Origin of the sequence: Agrobacterium sp. NPDC090273 (assembly GCF_044772305.1) — a bacterium.
GTDB lineage: Bacteria > Pseudomonadota > Alphaproteobacteria > Rhizobiales > Rhizobiaceae > Agrobacterium.
In genome coordinates this window covers 243,900-260,364 of record NZ_JBIVYN010000002.1, presented here as the reverse complement: position 1 = coordinate 260,364, position 16,465 = coordinate 243,900, and the positions used below count along the sequence as shown (strand labels likewise).

17 protein-coding genes are annotated in these 16,465 nt (G+C 57.4%); 8 read left to right on the top strand and 9 right to left on the bottom strand.

Going from position 1 to position 16,465, the window contains the following annotated elements; genetic code table 11:
• Nucleotides 1-55 precede the first annotated feature (55 nt).
• Nucleotides 56-1,456, bottom strand: coding sequence for an argininosuccinate lyase (gene argH, locus ACIQT8_RS07485; protein ID WP_138792137.1), 1,401 nt, complete (start codon nt 1,454-1,456; stop codon nt 56-58).
• A 24-nt stretch (nt 1,457-1,480) separates the two neighbouring features.
• On the opposite strand from argH, the gene ACIQT8_RS07480 reads away from it, so the two are divergent.
• Nucleotides 1,481-2,143, top strand: a complete 663-nt coding sequence (locus tag ACIQT8_RS07480; protein WP_400964609.1) for a TlpA disulfide reductase family protein — start codon at nt 1,481-1,483, stop codon at nt 2,141-2,143.
• A 67-nt stretch (nt 2,144-2,210) separates the two neighbouring features.
• Here the strand turns inward: ACIQT8_RS07480 and ACIQT8_RS07475 are convergent, their stop codons facing one another.
• The 7 genes from ACIQT8_RS07475 to ACIQT8_RS07445 all read right to left on the bottom strand — a co-directional run bounded on the left by ACIQT8_RS07475 (nt 2,211) and on the right by ACIQT8_RS07445 (nt 7,522).
• The gene (locus tag ACIQT8_RS07475) at nt 2,211-3,092 is read right to left on the bottom strand and encodes a 3-hydroxybutyryl-CoA dehydrogenase (RefSeq protein ID WP_138792139.1); all 882 of its coding nucleotides are present in this window, start codon (nt 3,090-3,092) and stop codon (nt 2,211-2,213) included.
• A 114-nt stretch (nt 3,093-3,206) separates the two neighbouring features.
• The gene (locus tag ACIQT8_RS07470) at nt 3,207-4,136 is read right to left on the bottom strand and encodes an electron transfer flavoprotein subunit alpha/FixB family protein (protein WP_262527937.1); all 930 of its coding nucleotides are present in this window, start codon (nt 4,134-4,136) and stop codon (nt 3,207-3,209) included.
• 25 nt (nt 4,137-4,161) lie between these two features.
• Nucleotides 4,162-4,908, bottom strand: a complete 747-nt coding sequence (locus ACIQT8_RS07465; RefSeq protein ID WP_138792141.1) for an electron transfer flavoprotein subunit beta/FixA family protein — start codon at nt 4,906-4,908, stop codon at nt 4,162-4,164.
• 181 nt (nt 4,909-5,089) lie between these two features.
• Complete coding sequence (locus ACIQT8_RS07460) at nt 5,090-5,863, bottom strand: rhomboid family intramembrane serine protease (RefSeq protein WP_262527941.1); 774 nt, start codon at nt 5,861-5,863, stop codon at nt 5,090-5,092.
• 32 nt (nt 5,864-5,895) lie between these two features.
• Complete coding sequence (locus tag ACIQT8_RS07455; protein ID WP_400964608.1) at nt 5,896-6,474, bottom strand: cob(I)yrinic acid a,c-diamide adenosyltransferase; 579 nt, start codon at nt 6,472-6,474, stop codon at nt 5,896-5,898.
• 1 nt (nt 6,475) lies between these two features.
• Nucleotides 6,476-6,673, bottom strand: a complete 198-nt coding sequence (locus ACIQT8_RS07450; protein ID WP_138792144.1) for a twin transmembrane helix small protein — start codon at nt 6,671-6,673, stop codon at nt 6,476-6,478.
• Nucleotides 6,674-6,688: 15 nt separating this feature from the next.
• Nucleotides 6,689-7,522: an SDR family oxidoreductase gene (locus tag ACIQT8_RS07445; RefSeq protein ID WP_400964607.1), complete on the bottom strand. Its 834-nt coding sequence runs from the start codon at nt 7,520-7,522 to the stop codon at nt 6,689-6,691.
• Between the two features lie 178 nt (nt 7,523-7,700).
• Here ACIQT8_RS07445 and ACIQT8_RS07440 point away from each other — a divergent pair, with 178 nt between their 5' ends.
• Complete coding sequence (locus ACIQT8_RS07440; protein WP_400964606.1) at nt 7,701-8,648, top strand: YihY/virulence factor BrkB family protein; 948 nt, start codon at nt 7,701-7,703, stop codon at nt 8,646-8,648.
• A 7-nt stretch (nt 8,649-8,655) separates the two neighbouring features.
• Here ACIQT8_RS07440 and ACIQT8_RS07435 read toward each other — a convergent pair whose 3' ends face one another.
• Nucleotides 8,656-9,594: a DUF808 domain-containing protein gene (locus ACIQT8_RS07435; RefSeq protein WP_400964605.1), complete on the bottom strand. Its 939-nt coding sequence runs from the start codon at nt 9,592-9,594 to the stop codon at nt 8,656-8,658.
• A 489-nt stretch (nt 9,595-10,083) separates the two neighbouring features.
• On the opposite strand from ACIQT8_RS07435, the gene ACIQT8_RS07430 reads away from it, so the two are divergent.
• From ACIQT8_RS07430 to ACIQT8_RS07405, 6 genes are all read left to right on the top strand, one after another.
• The gene (locus ACIQT8_RS07430; protein ID WP_400964850.1) at nt 10,084-11,700 is read left to right on the top strand and encodes an ABC transporter substrate-binding protein; all 1,617 of its coding nucleotides are present in this window, start codon (nt 10,084-10,086) and stop codon (nt 11,698-11,700) included.
• A 77-nt stretch (nt 11,701-11,777) separates the two neighbouring features.
• Complete coding sequence (locus ACIQT8_RS07425) at nt 11,778-12,731, top strand: ABC transporter permease (protein WP_400964604.1); 954 nt, start codon at nt 11,778-11,780, stop codon at nt 12,729-12,731.
• 2 nt (nt 12,732-12,733) lie between these two features.
• Complete coding sequence (locus ACIQT8_RS07420; RefSeq protein ID WP_400964603.1) at nt 12,734-13,624, top strand: ABC transporter permease; 891 nt, start codon at nt 12,734-12,736, stop codon at nt 13,622-13,624.
• A complete protein-coding gene (locus ACIQT8_RS07415; RefSeq protein WP_400964602.1) occupies nt 13,621-14,682 on the top strand; it encodes an ABC transporter ATP-binding protein in 1,062 nt (353 codons plus the stop codon). Before ACIQT8_RS07420 ends, ACIQT8_RS07415 begins: the two co-directional genes overlap by 4 nt.
• 3 nt (nt 14,683-14,685) lie before the next feature.
• The gene (locus tag ACIQT8_RS07410; protein ID WP_400964601.1) at nt 14,686-15,651 is read left to right on the top strand and encodes an ABC transporter ATP-binding protein; all 966 of its coding nucleotides are present in this window, start codon (nt 14,686-14,688) and stop codon (nt 15,649-15,651) included.
• A 46-nt stretch (nt 15,652-15,697) separates the two neighbouring features.
• On the top strand, nt 15,698-16,375 hold the full coding sequence (locus tag ACIQT8_RS07405) for an aspartate/glutamate racemase family protein (protein WP_400964849.1): 678 nt from the start codon (nt 15,698-15,700) through the stop codon (nt 16,373-16,375).
• Nucleotides 16,376-16,465: the final 90 nt, after the last annotated feature.

Below are 16,465 nucleotides of genomic sequence, written 5' to 3'. Positions count from 1 at the left end.
AAAACAGGGCGCTTGTGCACCCTGTTTCTTTTGATGGCAGCGTAACGTGAATTTATCAGTTGCGGCCGCGCCAGAAGGTGATCTGTTTCTTCACTTCCGAAGGTGCCGTGCCGCCGAAGCTGGTGCGGCTTGCGACGGAGGCCTCAACGGAGAGAACGTCAAAGACGCCCTTGTTGATGGCCGGGTTGATTGCCTGCAGGTCTTCCAGCGACAGATCAGCCAGATCACAACCCTTCTGTTCCGCCAGTGCGACGGCATGACCAGTGACATGATGGGCATCGCGGAAGGGCAAGCCCGCTTCACGAACCAGCCAGTCGGCGAGGTCAGTTGCCGTGGAGTAACCTGAACCGGCTGCGGCGCGCATGCGATCCTTGCGGACTTCCAGGTCACGGATCATGCCGGTCATGGCGGCGATCGCCAGTTCAAGGCTCTCTGCCGCGTCGAAAACCTGTTCCTTGTCTTCCTGCATGTCCTTGGAATAGGCCAGTGGCAGGCCTTTCATGACGGTCAGGAGCGCGATCAGCGACCCGTTGATACGACCAGTCTTGGCACGCACCAGTTCTGCCGCATCCGGATTTTTCTTCTGTGGCATGATGGATGAACCGGTGGAGAACGCGTCCGACAGGCGGATGAAACCGAACTGCGGTGTGGACCAGATGACAATCTCTTCGGCAAGACGCGACAGATGCGTGGCGCAGATCGAAGCGATCGACAGGAATTCGAGCGCGAAGTCACGATCGGATACGGTGTCGATGGAGTTGCGGGTTGGTTCCCGGAAGCCGAGCGCCTTCGCCGTCATGTGGCGATCGATCGGATAGCCGGTGCCAGCCAGAGCCGCAGCGCCGATCGGGCTCTCATCCAGATGTTCGATCGCATGGCGGACACGGGCGCGGTCGCGACCGAACATTTCCACGTAAGCCATGCAATGGTGGCCGAACGTGACGGGCTGCGCGGTCTGCAGGTGCGTGAAACCCGGCATCACCGTGTCGGCATGTTCTTCGGCACGATCGAGGAAAGCCGCGATCAGCGCGGTCAGCATGCCCTCGGTCTTCTGAAGCTCTTCCTTTACCCAAAGGCGGAAATCGAGTGCGACCTGGTCGTTACGCGAACGCGCCGTGTGCAGGCGTCCGGCGGCCGTACCGATCAGCGTCGCCAACCGCGCCTCGATGTTCATGTGGATGTCTTCGAGCTTGCGGGAGAACTCGAAGGTACCGGCTTCGATCTCTGACAGAATTGTGTTCAGTCCGTCGACGATCTTGTCTTTATCTTCACGCGAAATAATGCCTTTTTCCGCCAGCATGGTGGCGTGCGCTATAGAGCCGCGGATGTCCTGGGCGTAAAGCTTCTTGTCGAAGCCGATGGAGGCATTTATCTCTTCCATGATGGCTGACGGGCCGGAGGCGAAGCGTCCGCCCCACATCTGGTTGGAGGATTTCGTGTCGTTACCATCAGCCATATCGTGCGTGCCCTGGAGTATTTGATGACAGACAAAAAGCCGCTGAGGCTTCCTTCCGCCAGATTGGTTGCAATTGCTGCCGTTGCCGGTGTTTTGAGTGGCGCAGGCGTGGTCGCGTTCAGGCATATTGGGTCTGAGAGCGAGGTTCAAGTGGCAGCGGTGGCAGACGCCGGTTTATGTGAAGGTGCCTCAACCCGGATAGCCTCGTTGAAACCCTTCCTGAAAGGGCAGGTTGCGGCGATGTCGGCAACCGACAAGCCTCGCGTTATTCCCTTGTCGTTCAAGGGCCCCGAAGCCAAGGACATGACACTTGCCGATCTCGGCGGCAAAGCAGTGCTCCTCAACCTTTGGGCGACGTGGTGCGTCCCATGCCGTGAGGAGATGCCGGCGCTCAATGCGCTTGAGAAAGAAAAGGGTGGCCCGGATTTCGAGGTCGTCGCCGTCAATATCGATACGGGCAGCGATGACAAGCCGAACGCTTTCATGAGCGAATACAACATCGATGCGCTCAAGCTTTATCGCGACAGCTCGATGGGCGTGTTCAATGTACTGAAGAAGGAAGGGCTGGCTTTCGGTTTGCCAGCGACCCTTATACTCGACGGAAACGGCTGCCTGCTTGCTGCAATGAATGGCCCTGCCGCATGGGACAGCGAGGATGCCAAGGCGCTGGTATCTGCCGCAAAATAATCGTCAACATCGACCCGAATACCATGGCAGTGGGGTGGCGCCCCACTGTTGACATCGCCAGAACTGGTTAGCGGGTCGGAACCGGTGTTTCGCCGCGATAATCGTAGAAACCGCGGCCGGATTTGCGGCCGAGCCATCCAGCTTCGACATACTTCACCAGCAGTGGGCAGGGGCGGTATTTGCTATCGGCCAGACCGTCATGCAGCACCTGCATGATAGACAGACAGGTATCGAGACCGATGAAGTCGGCAAGCTGCAACGGACCCATCGGGTGGTTTGCACCAAGTTTCATGGCGGTATCAATGGCTTCTACGGAGCCGACACCTTCATAAAGCGTATAAATCGCTTCGTTGATCATCGGCAGCAGAATGCGGTTGACGATGAAGGCAGGGAAGTCTTCTGCAACGGTGATCGCCTTGTCGAGCGAACGCACATAATCTTTTGCGACGTTGAAGGTTTTCTCGTCCGTCGCGATGCCGCGTACCAGTTCGACGAGCTTCATGACCGGAACCGGGTTCATGAAGTGGATACCCATGAACTGCTCCGGACGATCTGTTGCGGATGCAAGACGTGTAATCGAAAGTGAAGATGTGTTGGTGGCAAGCAGGGCTTCCGGCTTGAGGACGGGGCAGACCTTCGCGTAGATCTTGCGCTTGATTTCCTCATTCTCGGTGGCCGCTTCGATCACCAGATCCATTGCCGCAAGGTCGTTGATGTCGTCCGATCCCGAGATCAGCGAAAGTGCGTCCTTGCGGGCATCATCACTGATCTTGTTGTGGGAGACCTGCCGCGCCAGATTGCCATTGATCGTGGCAAGACCCGCCTCGATCCGGTCCTTGGCAAGGTCGTAGATATGAACCTTGTAGCCGGCGATGGCAGAAACATGAGCAATGCCGCAACCCATCTGACCGGCTCCGATGACACCGATATTCTTAAATGGGGCGGACATTGGCGTTTCTCCTCGCAAGAATTTGTCTGTTGTTGTCGTGGCGATGTTACGCACATCGCCGGAAAAGCGAAAGCGGCGCGTTTCAAAAACGCGCCGCTTTGCGAATGGCAATTATCAGAGAGCTTTTTCGAGTTCCGGCAGGGCGTCGAACAGGTCTGCAACGAGGCCGTAGTCAGCAACCTGGAAAATCGGCGCTTCTTCATCCTTGTTGATGGCAACGATGACCTTGCTGTCCTTCATGCCGGCCAGATGCTGGATTGCACCGGAGATACCTGCGGCGATGTAAAGCTGCGGCGCAACCACCTTGCCGGTCTGGCCGACCTGCCAGTCGTTCGGCGCGTAGCCTGCATCGACTGCAGCGCGTGATGCGCCAACGGCCGCACCCAGCTTGTCAGCAACCGGAAGAATGACTTCCTTGAACTTTTCCGCCGAACCCAGTGCGCGACCGCCGGAGATGATGATCTTGGCAGAGGTCAGTTCCGGACGATCGGAAGAGGCAAGTGCATCCGATACAAACGACGAAACGCCAGGATTGGCAGCCGTTGCAACGGTTTCGACGGCAGCCGAGCCGCCGTCTGCGGCAGCGGCGAATGCTGTCGGACGGACCGTGATGACCTTCTTGGCGTCGGTTGCCTGAACGGTCTGGATGGCGTTGCCGGCATAGATCGGGCGCTTGAAGGTGTCAGCCGACACGACTTCGATGATTTCAGAGACCTGTGCAACATCGAGAAGGGCTGCAACACGCGGCAGAACGTTCTTGGCGGATGCGGTGGCCGGAGCGACGATGACGTCATAGGCCGGAGCAATCGACAGGATCAGCGCGGCGAGCGGCTCTGCGAGCTGGTTGGCATAGGACGCGTCGTCAGCCAGCAGGACCTTGGAGACGCCGGAAAGCTTGGCTGCCGCATCTGCAACGGCCTTGGCACCGGAACCGGCAACCAGAACTGTGACGTCGCCGCCAATCTGCGTTGCAGCCGTCAGCGTCTTTGCCGTCTGGTCGGAAAGGGTGGTGTTGTCGTGTTCTGCCAGAAGAAGAATGGCCATAATGTAATCTCCCTTTTCCGAAACCTTAGAGGACGCCGTCGGCCTTGAGCTTCGATACAAGCTCAGCAACCGAACCAACCTTGACGCCAGCCTTGCGGCCAGCCGGCTCTTCTGTCTTCAGAACCTTGAGGCGCGGCGAAACGTCGACGCCGAAATCGGCCGGGGCCTTCTTGTCGAGCGGCTTTTTCTTGGCCTTCATGATGTTCGGCAGCGATGCGTAACGCGGCTCGTTGAGGCGAAGGTCCGTGGTGACAACAGCGGGAAGCGTCAGTTCGACCGTCTGCAGACCGCCATCGACTTCACGGGTCACGGCAACCTTGCCATCGGATGGCGCAACCTTGGAGGCGAAGGTGCCCTGGCCCCAGCCGAGCAGGGCTGCCAGCATCTGGCCGGTCTGGTTGCTGTCGTCGTCGATTGCCTGCTTGCCGAGGATCACCAGGCCTGGCGCTTCGGCTTCGGCAACGCCCTTCAAAAGCTTGGCAACGGCCAGAGGCTCGACCGTTTCGTCGGTTTCGATCAGGATGGCGCGGTCAGCACCCATGGCGAGCGCCGTGCGCAGCGTTTCTTCGGCCTTGGCAGGGCCGATCGAAACAACCACAACCTCTTCCGCCTTGCCGGCTTCCTTCAGGCGCAGAGCCTCCTCGACCGAGATTTCGTCGAACGGGTTCATCGACATCTTGACGTTCGCAAGTTCTACACCGGAACCGTCCGCCTTGACGCGGATCTTAACGTTGTAGTCGACTACGCGCTTAACAGGTACGAGGATTTTCATTGCGTCCTTCCTTAAACTCCTGTCCGCAAGACATCAGCCCTGCAGGACCTCCAAAAACAGGTTGGCGTCATGGATAAGCATTTTTCCCGCAAATACAACGGAACAATGATCATTATCACATGCGTATCAGGCATATCTTACGTTGACGTTCACGTAAATACTTTATCCGTTCGGCTTGTTTTCAACGTGTTCCGTCATACTGGCCTTTCGACCATGGCGACTCTGTCGTTTGCGACGTATTTTTGAATTGTGCCGCCCTCGGTGGAACAATGGTGCGATCAAACAGTGGAACGCCGCGTCTTCGTAAAAAAACCACCAGAATTGCGCCAGCAATTATGCCGCCGACATGGGCGCCCCACGACACGTTTTCTTCCAGTCCGAGGACCAGCATCAGAAATTGCTGACCGATCCAGAGTGCCAGCGGAACGAACGCGGGTAGGGGCAGGGGAATGCGCATGAACACCAGCACCCAAACGCGTACTTTGGGGTGCAGAAGGAAATAGGCAGCGACAATGCCCGAGACTGCACCGGATGCGCCGATCAGCGGTCCCTGAGACATCGGTGATACCATGCCGTGAAACAGCGCGCCGGCGATGGCGCAGGCAAGGTAGAAAATCAGAAAACGAAGATGGCCGAGCGCATCTTCGACATTGTCGCCGAACACCCAGAGAAACAACATGTTGCCAGCAAGGTGCCAGAAATCCAGATGCACGAATGCATAGGTAACTGCCGTCAGGTCATCAGGCACGATTTGCAGAGCAGGTTCCAGGTAAGCGTAGTCAAAGACAACGGCCGGGATGAAGCCAAGGCCGAGGGTTGCGGCATTTGCCTCCGTTTCGCTTGCCAATACGCCGGTGAACAGCCAGACGAGGACATTGACGATAATCAAGCCAATCGTCACGTATTGCAGGCGGATGTGCTTAAGCGCATTCGCATCGTGCAGCGGTATGAACATCGAAGGCCCTTCGTATTTGCACCCGTTCGATTTTATCTGTTCTGGCCGGGGACCCAGAGGATATCGGCTTTGCCGGTATCGTTTGCATAGCGCGCGGCGACGAACAGGAAGTCCGAGAGACGGTTGGCATATTTGATGGCTGCCGCGCTAACAGTTTCGTTTTCGCTAACGGATAGTTCAACCATCAGCCTTTCTGCTCTGCGGCAGATGGTGCGGGCCAGATGCAGATGTGCGGCTGCCGTACTGCCGCCCGGCAATACGAAGGAGGTCAACGGTTCTAGCTTGTCATTGAGCTGGTCGATCTCGTTTTCCAGGCGTGTCACCTGGCTTTCGACGATACGTAACGGCTCCCAGGCGGGTGGCTCATTCGTTTCCGGTGTTGCAAGATCGGCGCCAAGGTCGAAAAGGTCGTTCTGAATGCGAAACAGCATCGCATCGACATCTGCCATGTCCTTCGTATAGAGGCGCGCGACACCAATGGAGGAGTTCGTTTCGTCGACCGTACCGTAGGCTTCAACGCGCAAGTCATGCTTGAGACGGCGCGGTCCCGATACCAGTGCTGTTGTGCCCTTGTCACCGGTACGGGTATAGATCTTGTTGAGTTTCACCATGTCAACGGCCACCGCCTGTCAGCCAAAGCGTCAGCATGATGAGGACGATGGCAACAGCCTGAAGCAGAAGACGAAGCTGCATCAGCTTGTTTGAGCGGTTGGCATCCTGACCTTTCAGCATGTTGAAGAGCCCCTTTATCAGCACGATGACAACGAGGCCCATGACAATCAGGGCGAGAACGGTGGTGAAACCGGACATACGGGGTGTTCCTCCTCAATCGAACCTGCGCAGCAGACGGTAGAACAATCCGGCAGGCAAAAGCCGTTTCAGCAGCAGACCCTGCTTGGCTGGAACGGTGACGGGATAATGGGGTTTGGGATTGGCGGCGGTCAAGGCGTGTTTCAACACATGGTAGACGGCGTCCGGGCCGAGCTTGTGGCGATTGACTGGTCCCGATCCGTCCATCCGCGCAAGCTGGCGTTTGTATTCCGCCGCGTGAGCGGAATTTTCGAGATCGATATTATCCTTGATGTGAGCAAGCGCCGTTGCCGTAAATTTCGAGGCAATTGGTCCCGGCTCGATCAGGCTGACATGAATGCCGCTGCCTTGAAGCTCCATACGCAACGTGACCCCGAGGCCTTCGATGGCGAATTTGGAGGCGGTATATGCCCCGCGGTATCGGTACGGAACCAACCCCAGGATGGACGAGCAATGCACGATGCGGCCCTGGCCTCGCTTGCGCATGAAGGGAATAACCTGGCGGGTCAGGTCGTGCCAGCCAAAGACGTTGGTCTCAAACTGCCGCCTTAACGCTTCAACCGGCAAATCCTCGACCGCGCCCGGCTGGCCATAGGCGCCGTTGTTGAAAAGCGCGTCAATGCGCCCTCCGGTTCTTTCCGCAACTGTCTTGACCAGAGCTGCGATCGTCTCCGGCTTGGCATAGTCCATGATGAGGGTTTCAATGCCCTGATTTTCCAGCGCGGCCATGTCGACGATGTGGCGGACTGTTGCGAAAACCCGCCAACCATCGCGATGCAATGCACCAGCACAATAAGCACCGATACCTGAGGAGCATCCGGTGATGATGATGACGGGCTTTTCGGACATCGGATGCTCCGGATTTCGAATGAAACTTGCCCTCGATGTTCGGGCACGGCTATTTGCTTTGCGTGAAAGCCTGTGCATTTCGGGAACCGAATGATGGGCTTGTGCGCTGTACAAAACGAAGCTGATTTCCCATATTCGGGAAAGAGTTACAATTGAATTGCGGATGAGTGGAGGTGACATGGTTGCCGCAGTACGCCTGGCAGGCAAGGTTGCCTTCGATGCCTATTCCCATTTTACCGAGGATGACGGCTGGGCCATGGCGAGCCACATGGCACTGTCCATTCTGCTGGCACTCTTTCCTTTCCTGATTTTCGGCACGGCACTTGCCGGCTTTCTCGGTGCCGACCAGTTTTCGGAAACGGCAGTGCATCTGATCTTTGACATATGGCCGGAGACGATCGCTGCGCCGCTCGCTGCGCAGGTCCAACAGGTCTTGACCATACCGCGTGGTGGCCTGCTGACTGTGTCTGTTCTGGCTGCCGCCTACTTTGCCTCGAACGGCGTCGAGGCGCTGCGAATTTCGTTGAACCGCGCCTACCGGGTTTCGGAGACGCGTTGGTGGTATGTGACGCGTCTGCTCAGTCTGTTTTACGTTCTGATTGCCGTTGTCGTGTTTGCCGGTATCAGCATTGTCCTGGTTGCGGTTCCGGTAGCTACATCACTTGCCGAACAGCGCTTTCCGTGGCTGACGGATATTCTCAACACTGTCTCGAGCCTCGGCTTATACGGCACGGTTTTCATGCTGATCGTGGGACTTATCGCGGCGCATCTGTGGCTTCCTGCGGGCAAACGCCGCATCTGGGATGTCTGGCCGGGCATTCTCCTGACGGTGCTGTTCTGGGCAATAGGCGCAGCGATCTTCGCCTATTATCTTTCCACCTTCGCCAATTACGCCGCCACCTATGCGGGCCTTGCCTCGGTCATGGTCGTTCTGGTGTTCCTCTATATGGTGGGGGTTATTTTCATGCTGGGGGCAGAGGTGAATGCGGCACTCATGAAGTATAAGGTTCGTCAGATCATTCGCCGCAACATCAACGGATCAAGCCGCAACTCCCAAACGGATGGCGATGACCGCTTGACGGCTGCGCCAGCGCGCGAGAGCCTCGCAGCTCAACAGGAAGAATGATCTCGAGTCATTTCCGCAGGCTCTTCCAGACGCGGTAGAGAACAATGACCACTGCTCCGACAGCAATGCCGAGCAACGCTTGAAAGAGTGCTGAAACGAGCCAGTTTACTGCTCCATGACCTGCGGGAATGGCATTTGCGGCGACTTCTGCGGCATGTTCGATAAAGTGCTCCGGTTGGTGCAGTCCGAACGCTGCCAGGCCGTGAATGATAATGCTGCCGCCGACCCACAACATTGCGGCGGTTCCTATGGCCGCAAGCCAGGTCAGGAAGACGGGGACCCCTTTCACGAGGCCTCGACCGAACGATTTCATGAAGCCGGGGCCGTTTTCAGCCAAGTGTAGCCCAATATCGTCGGCTTTGACGATGAATGCGACGACGCCGTAAACTGCAACGGTTATCAATATGCCGACGGCTGCCAGAACGGCTGCCTGCGTATAAAGATCGGATGTGGAGACGCCTGCCAAGGTCAGAGCCATGATTTCGGCCGAGAGGATGAAGTCGGTGCGGATGGCACCGTTTACCTTTTGCGTTTCCAGTTCTGCGGCATCAATGGTTGCAGTTGCGGCTTCTTCACCGGAGTGGTCGTGGCCGGCAAAATATTCATGCAGTTTTTCTGCGCCCTCGAAGCAAAGATAGGCGCCGCCAACCATCAGGAGCGGTGTGATGAGCGCAGGTGCAAAGTATCCCAGCAACAAGCAGATCGGCAGCAGAAATATGAGTTTGTTACGAAGCGAGCCGAGCGTGATCCGCCAGATGATCGGCAGTTCCCTTTTAGGCGAAAGTCCGATGACATAAGCAGGTGTAACCGCTGTGTCGTCGATGACGACGCCCGCAGCCTTTGCGCTTGCCTTTGCCGTTTGTGCAGCAACGTCATCAAGAGAAGCGGCGGCAAGCTTTGCAATAGCAGCTATGTCATCGAGCAGCGCAATCAAACCTGTGGCCAATTTTGTCTCCTTTGAGTCCCCTGAAACAGCGCGTGAACTTAGCGTGCTCGCCTTTGGTAATCCAACTGGTTTCTTCTACTGTCCGCGAAGAAATGCCGCTGGCACTTCTGCCGCGACGCGCCGATTTTGGGAGTGTTCGCAATATAGTGAAAACGGATGAGGCTTCGGTGTCGTCATCAGAACAGCCTCCTGCGTTGATCCATGCCAGTCTGTTGTCCAGTGTCAGGTTTAAAGCAGCGCGCGACAACGCAATGGCTGCTTGTTTCGGCAAATGCTTGTTTTGCAGCTTAGATTTTCATCAAATTGTTATATTGCGCAATTGCGCGCCATTTATCGAAATTTTCTATTATCATTATGATAATCAATGTGAAATTATAGTTTCATATAAACTGGCATGAAATCTGCATCCTCTTTTTCGACTGGGCAGGGGCCCAGGGGCAAACAAAAAGAGGGAACAGCATGATGCAGATATCCGGGAAGACGCCTCCTATGCTCAAAGGTCTGCGGATGGCAGCGCTGGCGGGCGCCGCCATGGTCTCGCTGATGGCCGGACATGTATCTGAAGCCCTGGCGGCCGGGACGCTTCGTATCGGCATGACCGCCTCCGACATACCGCTCACCACCGGCCAGACCGACCAGGGTGGCGAAGGCCAGCGCTTCATGGGGTACACGCTCTATAACGCCTTGATCGAATGGGACCTTTCGAGCGCAGACAAGCCGTCTGCTTTGATACCGGCGCTTGCGACCTCGTGGGACGTCGATCAGTCTGACAAGACCAAGTGGACGTTCAAACTGCGTGATGGCGTCAAATTTCATGACGGCAGCACATTCGATGCTGCAGCAGTGGTCTGGAACCTCGACAAGCTGTTGGTGACTGACGCGCCGCAGTTCGACAAGCGTCAGTCGGCACAGGGCAAGTCCCGCATTCCAGCGGTTGCCTCCTACAAGGTCATCGATCCGCTGACGGTTGAAATCGTCACCAAGACCCCGGATGCGACGCTTCCCTACCAGTTGAGCTGGGTTCTCATGTCATCGCCTGCAAACTGGGAAGCTCAGGGCAAGAACTGGGATGCCGTTGCCCAGAAGCCTTCCGGGACAGGTCCATGGAAAATGGAAAGCGGCTTTACGCCGCGTGAGCGGGCCGAGTTGACCCCCAACAAGGAATATTGGGACAAGGCGCGTGTTCCGAAGCTCGACAAGCTTGTCCTTGTACCCCTTCCCGAGCCAAACACCCGCGTGGCTGCTCTGCGCTCTGGTCAGGTGGACTGGATCGAGGCGCCCGCGCCGGATTCGGTCAAGTCGCTGAAAGATGCCGGTTTCAGCATCGTCACCAATTCCTATCCACACAACTGGACGTGGCATCTCTCGCGCGTTGAGGGGTCGCCGTGGAACGATATTCGCGTTCGCAAGGCTGCCAACCTTGCCGTTGATCGCGAAGGCCTCAATGAACTGCTCGGCGGTCTTTCCGTCCCGGCCCAGGGGTATTTGCCACCTGGCCATCAGTGGTTCGGCAAGCCGACGTTCAAGCTCGAATACAATGTCGAGGAAGCCAAGAAACTGATGGCCGAAGCTGGCTACGCGCCGGACAAACCCATCACCACGAAGGTTGTTATCTCTTCCTCAGGTTCTGGCCAGATGCTGCCGCTCGCCATGAACGAATACATCCAGCAGACGCTATCGGAAATCGGCATTAACGTGGAATATGAGGTTGCCGACTGGAATACTGTGATCAACATCTGGCGCGCCGGTGCCAAGGACCCGAGCGCAAAGGGCGCCACGGCTGTCAACTACAGCTACTTCATTCAGGACCCTTTCACGGCATTGATCCGTCAGTCGCAGTGCAATCTGGCGCCACCAAATGGCACCAACTGGGGTTATTACTGTGACCAGGACATGGACGCCCTGTTCAACCAGGTACGCACCACCTTCGATGCGGCTGAGCAGGACAAGGTGCTCCAGAAGATCCACGAGAAATATGTCGACGACGCGCTCTTCTTGATGGTGACACATGACGTCAACCCGCGCGCCATGTCCACCAAGGTCAAGGGCTTCGTTCAGGCACAGAACTGGTTCCAGGACTTTTCGACTATCTCTATCGATCCCTGATTTTTGCGCAGCGACGGGGCGGGTCATGAACCCGCCCCGTCATTTCCGATGCCCGATCTGACCCTCACGAGGACATCATGCTGCTCTACGCGCTAAAACGACTGTTGCATGTCATTCCCGTCACGATCGGCGTGAGCATTGTCTGCTTCATGCTGATCCATATTGCCCCCGGCGATCCGCTTGCCGCGATCTTGCCTTCGGATGCCTCAGCGGAAATGCAGGCACAGATGCGTGCGTTTTACGGTCTCGACCGCCCCTTGCCAGTGCAATATGCACTTTGGGTATGGCATGCGGTGCAGGGCGATCTCGGGACGTCGATTGCAACAGGCCGTCCTGTTCTCGCCGATATCATCGATGCTTCGATCAATTCGATCATTCTTGCCTTGTCCGCGGCAGTGATCGGTTTCGTTGGCGGGGCAACGCTCGGGTTTCTTGCCGGTGTCTTTCGCGGTGGATGGGTCGATCGCCTGTCGTCGGGCATATCGATGCTTGGCGTCAGCGTGCCGCATTACTGGCTTGGCATGGTGCTGGTCATCACCTTTTCCGTTACGCTTGGCTGGTTGCCGGCAATGGGGGGCGGTCCGGGTGGGTCATCCGGTCGAAGCTTCAGTTGGGAATATCTCCAGTACCTCGTGCTACCGGCAGTCACCATGTCGGTCATTCCGATGGGGATCATCGCCCGGACGATCCGTTCTCTGGTTGCAGATATTCTTTCCCAGGATTTCACCCAGGCGCTTGCCGCCAAGGGACTGATGCGAGGTCATATACTGCGCCATGTGGTGCGCAACGCCGCACCAACAGCTCTGTCCGTCATGGGGCTGCAACTGGGGTATCTTCTCGGTGGGTCAATTCTGATCGAGACGGTATTTTCCTGGCCCGGCACCGGTTTTCTTCTGAATGGTGCAATCTTCACCCGTGATCTGCCGATCCTGCAAGGCACCATCCTGGTGCTTGCGATGTTTTTCGTTGTCCTCAACCTTTTGGTCGACGTGTTGCAGAGCGCCATCGATCCCCGTATCCAGAGGAGCTGACCATGGTCGCCATCACCACAGCATCCGAAATTCCCGTCGAGAAAATTGCCAAGTCCCCCGGTTTCTGGAGCGGCGTTTTTCGACGTCTCTGTCGCGATCCGGTCGCGATGGCGGCGCTGGCACTTCTCGTTCTCCTGGTGCTGATCGCTATCTTCGCACCGTATCTTGCGCCGTACGACCCGGCGAAGGGTAGTGTGATCCGTCGTCTGAAACCGATTGGAACCGCGGGATACATTCTTGGAACCGACGAACTCGGCCGCGATATGCTGTCGCGTTTGATCCATGGTGCACGGTTGTCGCTGATCATGGGTGTGGTGCCGGTGCCGATCGCATTTGTGATCGGCTCGGCAATCGGCATCATTGCTGGTTACGCTGGTGGCCTGACCAACACACTCATCATGCGCACGGTCGATGTGTTTTATGCCTTTCCGTCCGTCCTTCTTGCCGTTGCCCTGTCGGGAGCACTCGGGTCCGGCCTCACAAACGCTCTGGTCTCTTTGACGGTTGTGTTCATTCCGCAGATCGCGCGCGTCGCAGAAAGCGTGACAACACAGGTACGCAAGCTGGATTACGTCGATGCGGCGCGCGCGTCGGGTGCTCCAGCCTTCACCATCATTCGCGTGCACATCCTTGGAAACGTCCTCGGCCCGATTTTTGTCTTCGCCACCAGCCTGATTTCGGTGTCGATGATCCTCGCGTCCGGCCTGTCATTCCTGGGGCTGGGTGTGCGCCCGCCTGATGCAGAATGGGGGCTTATGCTCAATACGTTGCGCACGGCGATTTATACCAATCCCTTCGTCGCGGCTCTTCCCGGCGTGATGATTTTCATCACTTCGATCTGCTTCAACCTTTTCTCAGACGGGCTGCGCACAGCCATGGACGTGAAGTCATGATCAGCATCGTAGGAAAACCGGCTTTCGAACTGCCTGTGGGTGAACGGGGCGGCCCTGCCCAGCCGTTGATCTCCGCTCGCGGGCTCCTCAAACACTTCCCGGTCAAGGGCAGTGGCTTTCTCAAACCAAAAAAAGTGGTGCGCGCGGTAGATGGGGTCGATTTCGATATCCTGAAAGGAGAGACACTCGGCGTCGTCGGTGAGAGCGGTTGCGGAAAGTCGACGACGGCACGCCTTCTCATGCAACTGATCGAGCCGGACGCAGGCGAAATTCTCTTCGACGGTGAAACGGTCGGGGGTGCCTTGCCGCTTTCTGCCTATCGCCGTCAGGTGCAGATGGTTTTTCAGGATAGTTACGCCTCCCTCAATCCAAGGCTGACGATCGAGGAATCCATTGCCTTTGCTCCACAGGTTCACGGAACGCCGGCTGCAAAGGCAATCGCGACAGCTCATGACCTGCTTCACCGGGTTGGTCTCGAGCCGTCACGGTTTGCAGGGCGCTATCCGCATGAGCTTTCCGGCGGTCAGCGCCAACGCGTCAATATCGCCCGCGCTCTTGCGCTGGAGCCCCGGCTTGTCATTCTGGATGAGGCGGTCTCTGCCCTCGACAAATCGGTGGAGGCGCAGGTGCTCAACTTGCTTCTCGATCTTAAACGCGACTTCGGTCTCACCTATCTGTTCATCTCGCATGACCTCAACGTTGTCCGCTTCATGTGCGATCGGGTCATGGTCATGTATCTCGGGAAGGTGGCGGAAGTCGGCAGTCGCGACGCGATTTACGGAAATACAACACATCCCTATTCGGCGGCACTTTTGGCCTCGATGCCGAAGATGGACCCGGCCGAGCGAACCGAAGCGCCGCCGTTGACGGGCGATCCGCCGAACCCGATCGATCCACCGTCCGGTTGCCGTTTCCACACCCGCTGCAGTCTTGCGGAGGATGTCTGTCAGCGGACGTTGCCACCGTTGACCGATATTTCCGGTGATCAGGCTGCAGCCTGTCTCATGGCGGTCCCTGGCTCCGGTCATAGCCGCGCGCCTGTAATGATGGAGGCATGACCCATGCAGAATGATGCGATGATCGATATCAACAACCTTTCCGTGACATTTCGGCGTGGCGGAAAGGCGGTAAAGGCCGTCAACGGTGTCAGCCTGTCCGTCAAACCAGGAGAAGTGGTCGCATTGCTCGGTGAATCCGGTTCGGGCAAGAGCGTGACGATGCGCTCGTTGTTGCGGCTTCATCCCAAGGGAACCTTGATCGAAGGCGGCATGACAGTCGATGGACGTGATGTCTTGGGGCTCTCCAACCGTGCGCTTGCCGATTTGCGAGGGGCTGTGGTCTCGATGGTTTTTCAGGAGCCTCGTCTTGCACTTGATCCCGTCTACACGGTGGGTCGGCAGATAGAGGAGACCATCATGCGGCATGAAAAGGTGTCCCGCAGTGCGGCTGCAGAACGGGCGCTCGCGCTGTTCCAGAAGGTCCGTATCCCCTCGCCAGAGCGGCGTCTTGCCAATTATCCACACGAAATGTCTGGAGGTATGCTTCAGCGTGCCATGATCGCGATGGCGCTTGCGTGCAATCCGAAAGTCCTGTTGGCCGACGAGCCGACGACAGCACTGGACGCGACGGTGCAGATCCAGATCCTGCTGCTTATTCGTGAACTCCAACGCGAATATGGCCTGTCCGTCATCTTCGTGACCCACGATATTGGCGTGGCGGCTGAAGTGGCAGATCGTATTGCTGTCATGTATGCGGGCCGTATCGTGGAGGAGGGGGTGGTTGGCGATATCATCCGTAACCCGCGCCATCCCTATACAAAAGGTCTGCTTGGCGCGCGTGTCGAACTCGCCGATGGACGTGATCGACTGATCACCATTCCTGGGGCACCACCCGATCTGGCCGCCATGCCGCCGGGGTGTGCTTTCGCACCGCGCTGCACACAGGTCACGGATCTCTGCCGCACGCATGTTCCGCCACTGGCGCCACTTTCCGGCGGGGCGGGTGTCGCATGTCTTTTCCCGAATTGATAAAAACCAGATAGGGCGGGTGGCCTCTCGTGGTCTCGCAGGAATGATGAAACGCATAGGACTGATCAACCCGAATACGTCACATGTCACCACGACGATGATGACCAACATCGCCCGTAGCTACCTGCCGGTGAGCCTTGAAATCGAGGGGATGACGGCAGGGCGTGGCGTGCCGATGATCCTCAATGATGCCCAATTGGCTGCCGCCGCCGATGGCGTCGTGGAGATGGGGCTTGAATTGGCAGCCCGTAGCGACGGCTTTATCGTCTGCGCGTTCGGTGATCCGGGGTTGGAGCGTCTCGCGGCCGTAACCGGTCTGCCGTCGGTCGGGATCTGCCAGGCCAGCATGATGGAGGCTTCAGCCGGTGGGCGACGGTTCGGGATCGCCACTGTGACGCCCGACCTTGTCGAGAGTTTTGCCGCCAAGGCGCAGACATTCGGCTTTGCGTCGCTCTTTACCGGCACCCGATTGACGAAGGGAGATCCGCAGCGGCTTGCTTCAGATCCTCAGGCTTTACACGCGGCGCTTGAAATCGCGGCTCGGGAATGTTTCGAAAAGGACGGTGCCGATGTGGTTATCATCGGTGGCGGGCCGCTCGGCCAGGCGGCCGATGATCTGCAACGCGCTCTCTCTGCGCCCATTATCGCACCGATCCGTTCGGCGGTGGAACGGCTTGTTAAGGCGTTGGAAATGGAAAGCCACGCATCGACCTTGCAACTGTGACGGATATCGGGCGTTGTCGACCTTGCACCCTGCTGCTTTTTCTGTTGCAAGCCGTGTGACGGCGGCTGAAGCTTGCTGCGTTGGGAATTT

Coding starts and splice junctions, on each gene's coding strand:
- argH (WP_138792137.1), bottom strand. CDS start 1,456: ATGGCTGATGGTAACGACACGAAATCCTCCAACCAGATGTGGGGCGGA.
- ACIQT8_RS07480 (WP_400964609.1), top strand. CDS start 1,481: ATGACAGACAAAAAGCCGCTGAGGCTTCCTTCCGCCAGATTGGTTGCA.
- ACIQT8_RS07475 (WP_138792139.1), bottom strand. CDS start 3,092: ATGTCCGCCCCATTTAAGAATATCGGTGTCATCGGAGCCGGTCAGATG.
- ACIQT8_RS07470 (WP_262527937.1), bottom strand. CDS start 4,136: ATGGCCATTCTTCTTCTGGCAGAACACGACAACACCACCCTTTCCGAC.
- ACIQT8_RS07465 (WP_138792141.1), bottom strand. CDS start 4,908: ATGAAAATCCTCGTACCTGTTAAGCGCGTAGTCGACTACAACGTTAAG.
- ACIQT8_RS07460 (WP_262527941.1), bottom strand. CDS start 5,863: ATGTTCATACCGCTGCACGATGCGAATGCGCTTAAGCACATCCGCCTG.
- ACIQT8_RS07455 (WP_400964608.1), bottom strand. CDS start 6,474: ATGGTGAAACTCAACAAGATCTATACCCGTACCGGTGACAAGGGCACA.
- ACIQT8_RS07450 (WP_138792144.1), bottom strand. CDS start 6,673: ATGTCCGGTTTCACCACCGTTCTCGCCCTGATTGTCATGGGCCTCGTT.
- ACIQT8_RS07445 (WP_400964607.1), bottom strand. CDS start 7,522: ATGTCCGAAAAGCCCGTCATCATCATCACCGGATGCTCCTCAGGTATC.
- ACIQT8_RS07440 (WP_400964606.1), top strand. CDS start 7,701: ATGGTTGCCGCAGTACGCCTGGCAGGCAAGGTTGCCTTCGATGCCTAT.
- ACIQT8_RS07430 (WP_400964850.1), top strand. CDS start 10,084: ATGCTCAAAGGTCTGCGGATGGCAGCGCTGGCGGGCGCCGCCATGGTC.
- ACIQT8_RS07425 (WP_400964604.1), top strand. CDS start 11,778: ATGCTGCTCTACGCGCTAAAACGACTGTTGCATGTCATTCCCGTCACG.
- ACIQT8_RS07420 (WP_400964603.1), top strand. CDS start 12,734: ATGGTCGCCATCACCACAGCATCCGAAATTCCCGTCGAGAAAATTGCC.
- ACIQT8_RS07415 (WP_400964602.1), top strand. CDS start 13,621: ATGATCAGCATCGTAGGAAAACCGGCTTTCGAACTGCCTGTGGGTGAA.
- ACIQT8_RS07410 (WP_400964601.1), top strand. CDS start 14,686: ATGCAGAATGATGCGATGATCGATATCAACAACCTTTCCGTGACATTT.
- ACIQT8_RS07405 (WP_400964849.1), top strand. CDS start 15,698: ATGAAACGCATAGGACTGATCAACCCGAATACGTCACATGTCACCACG.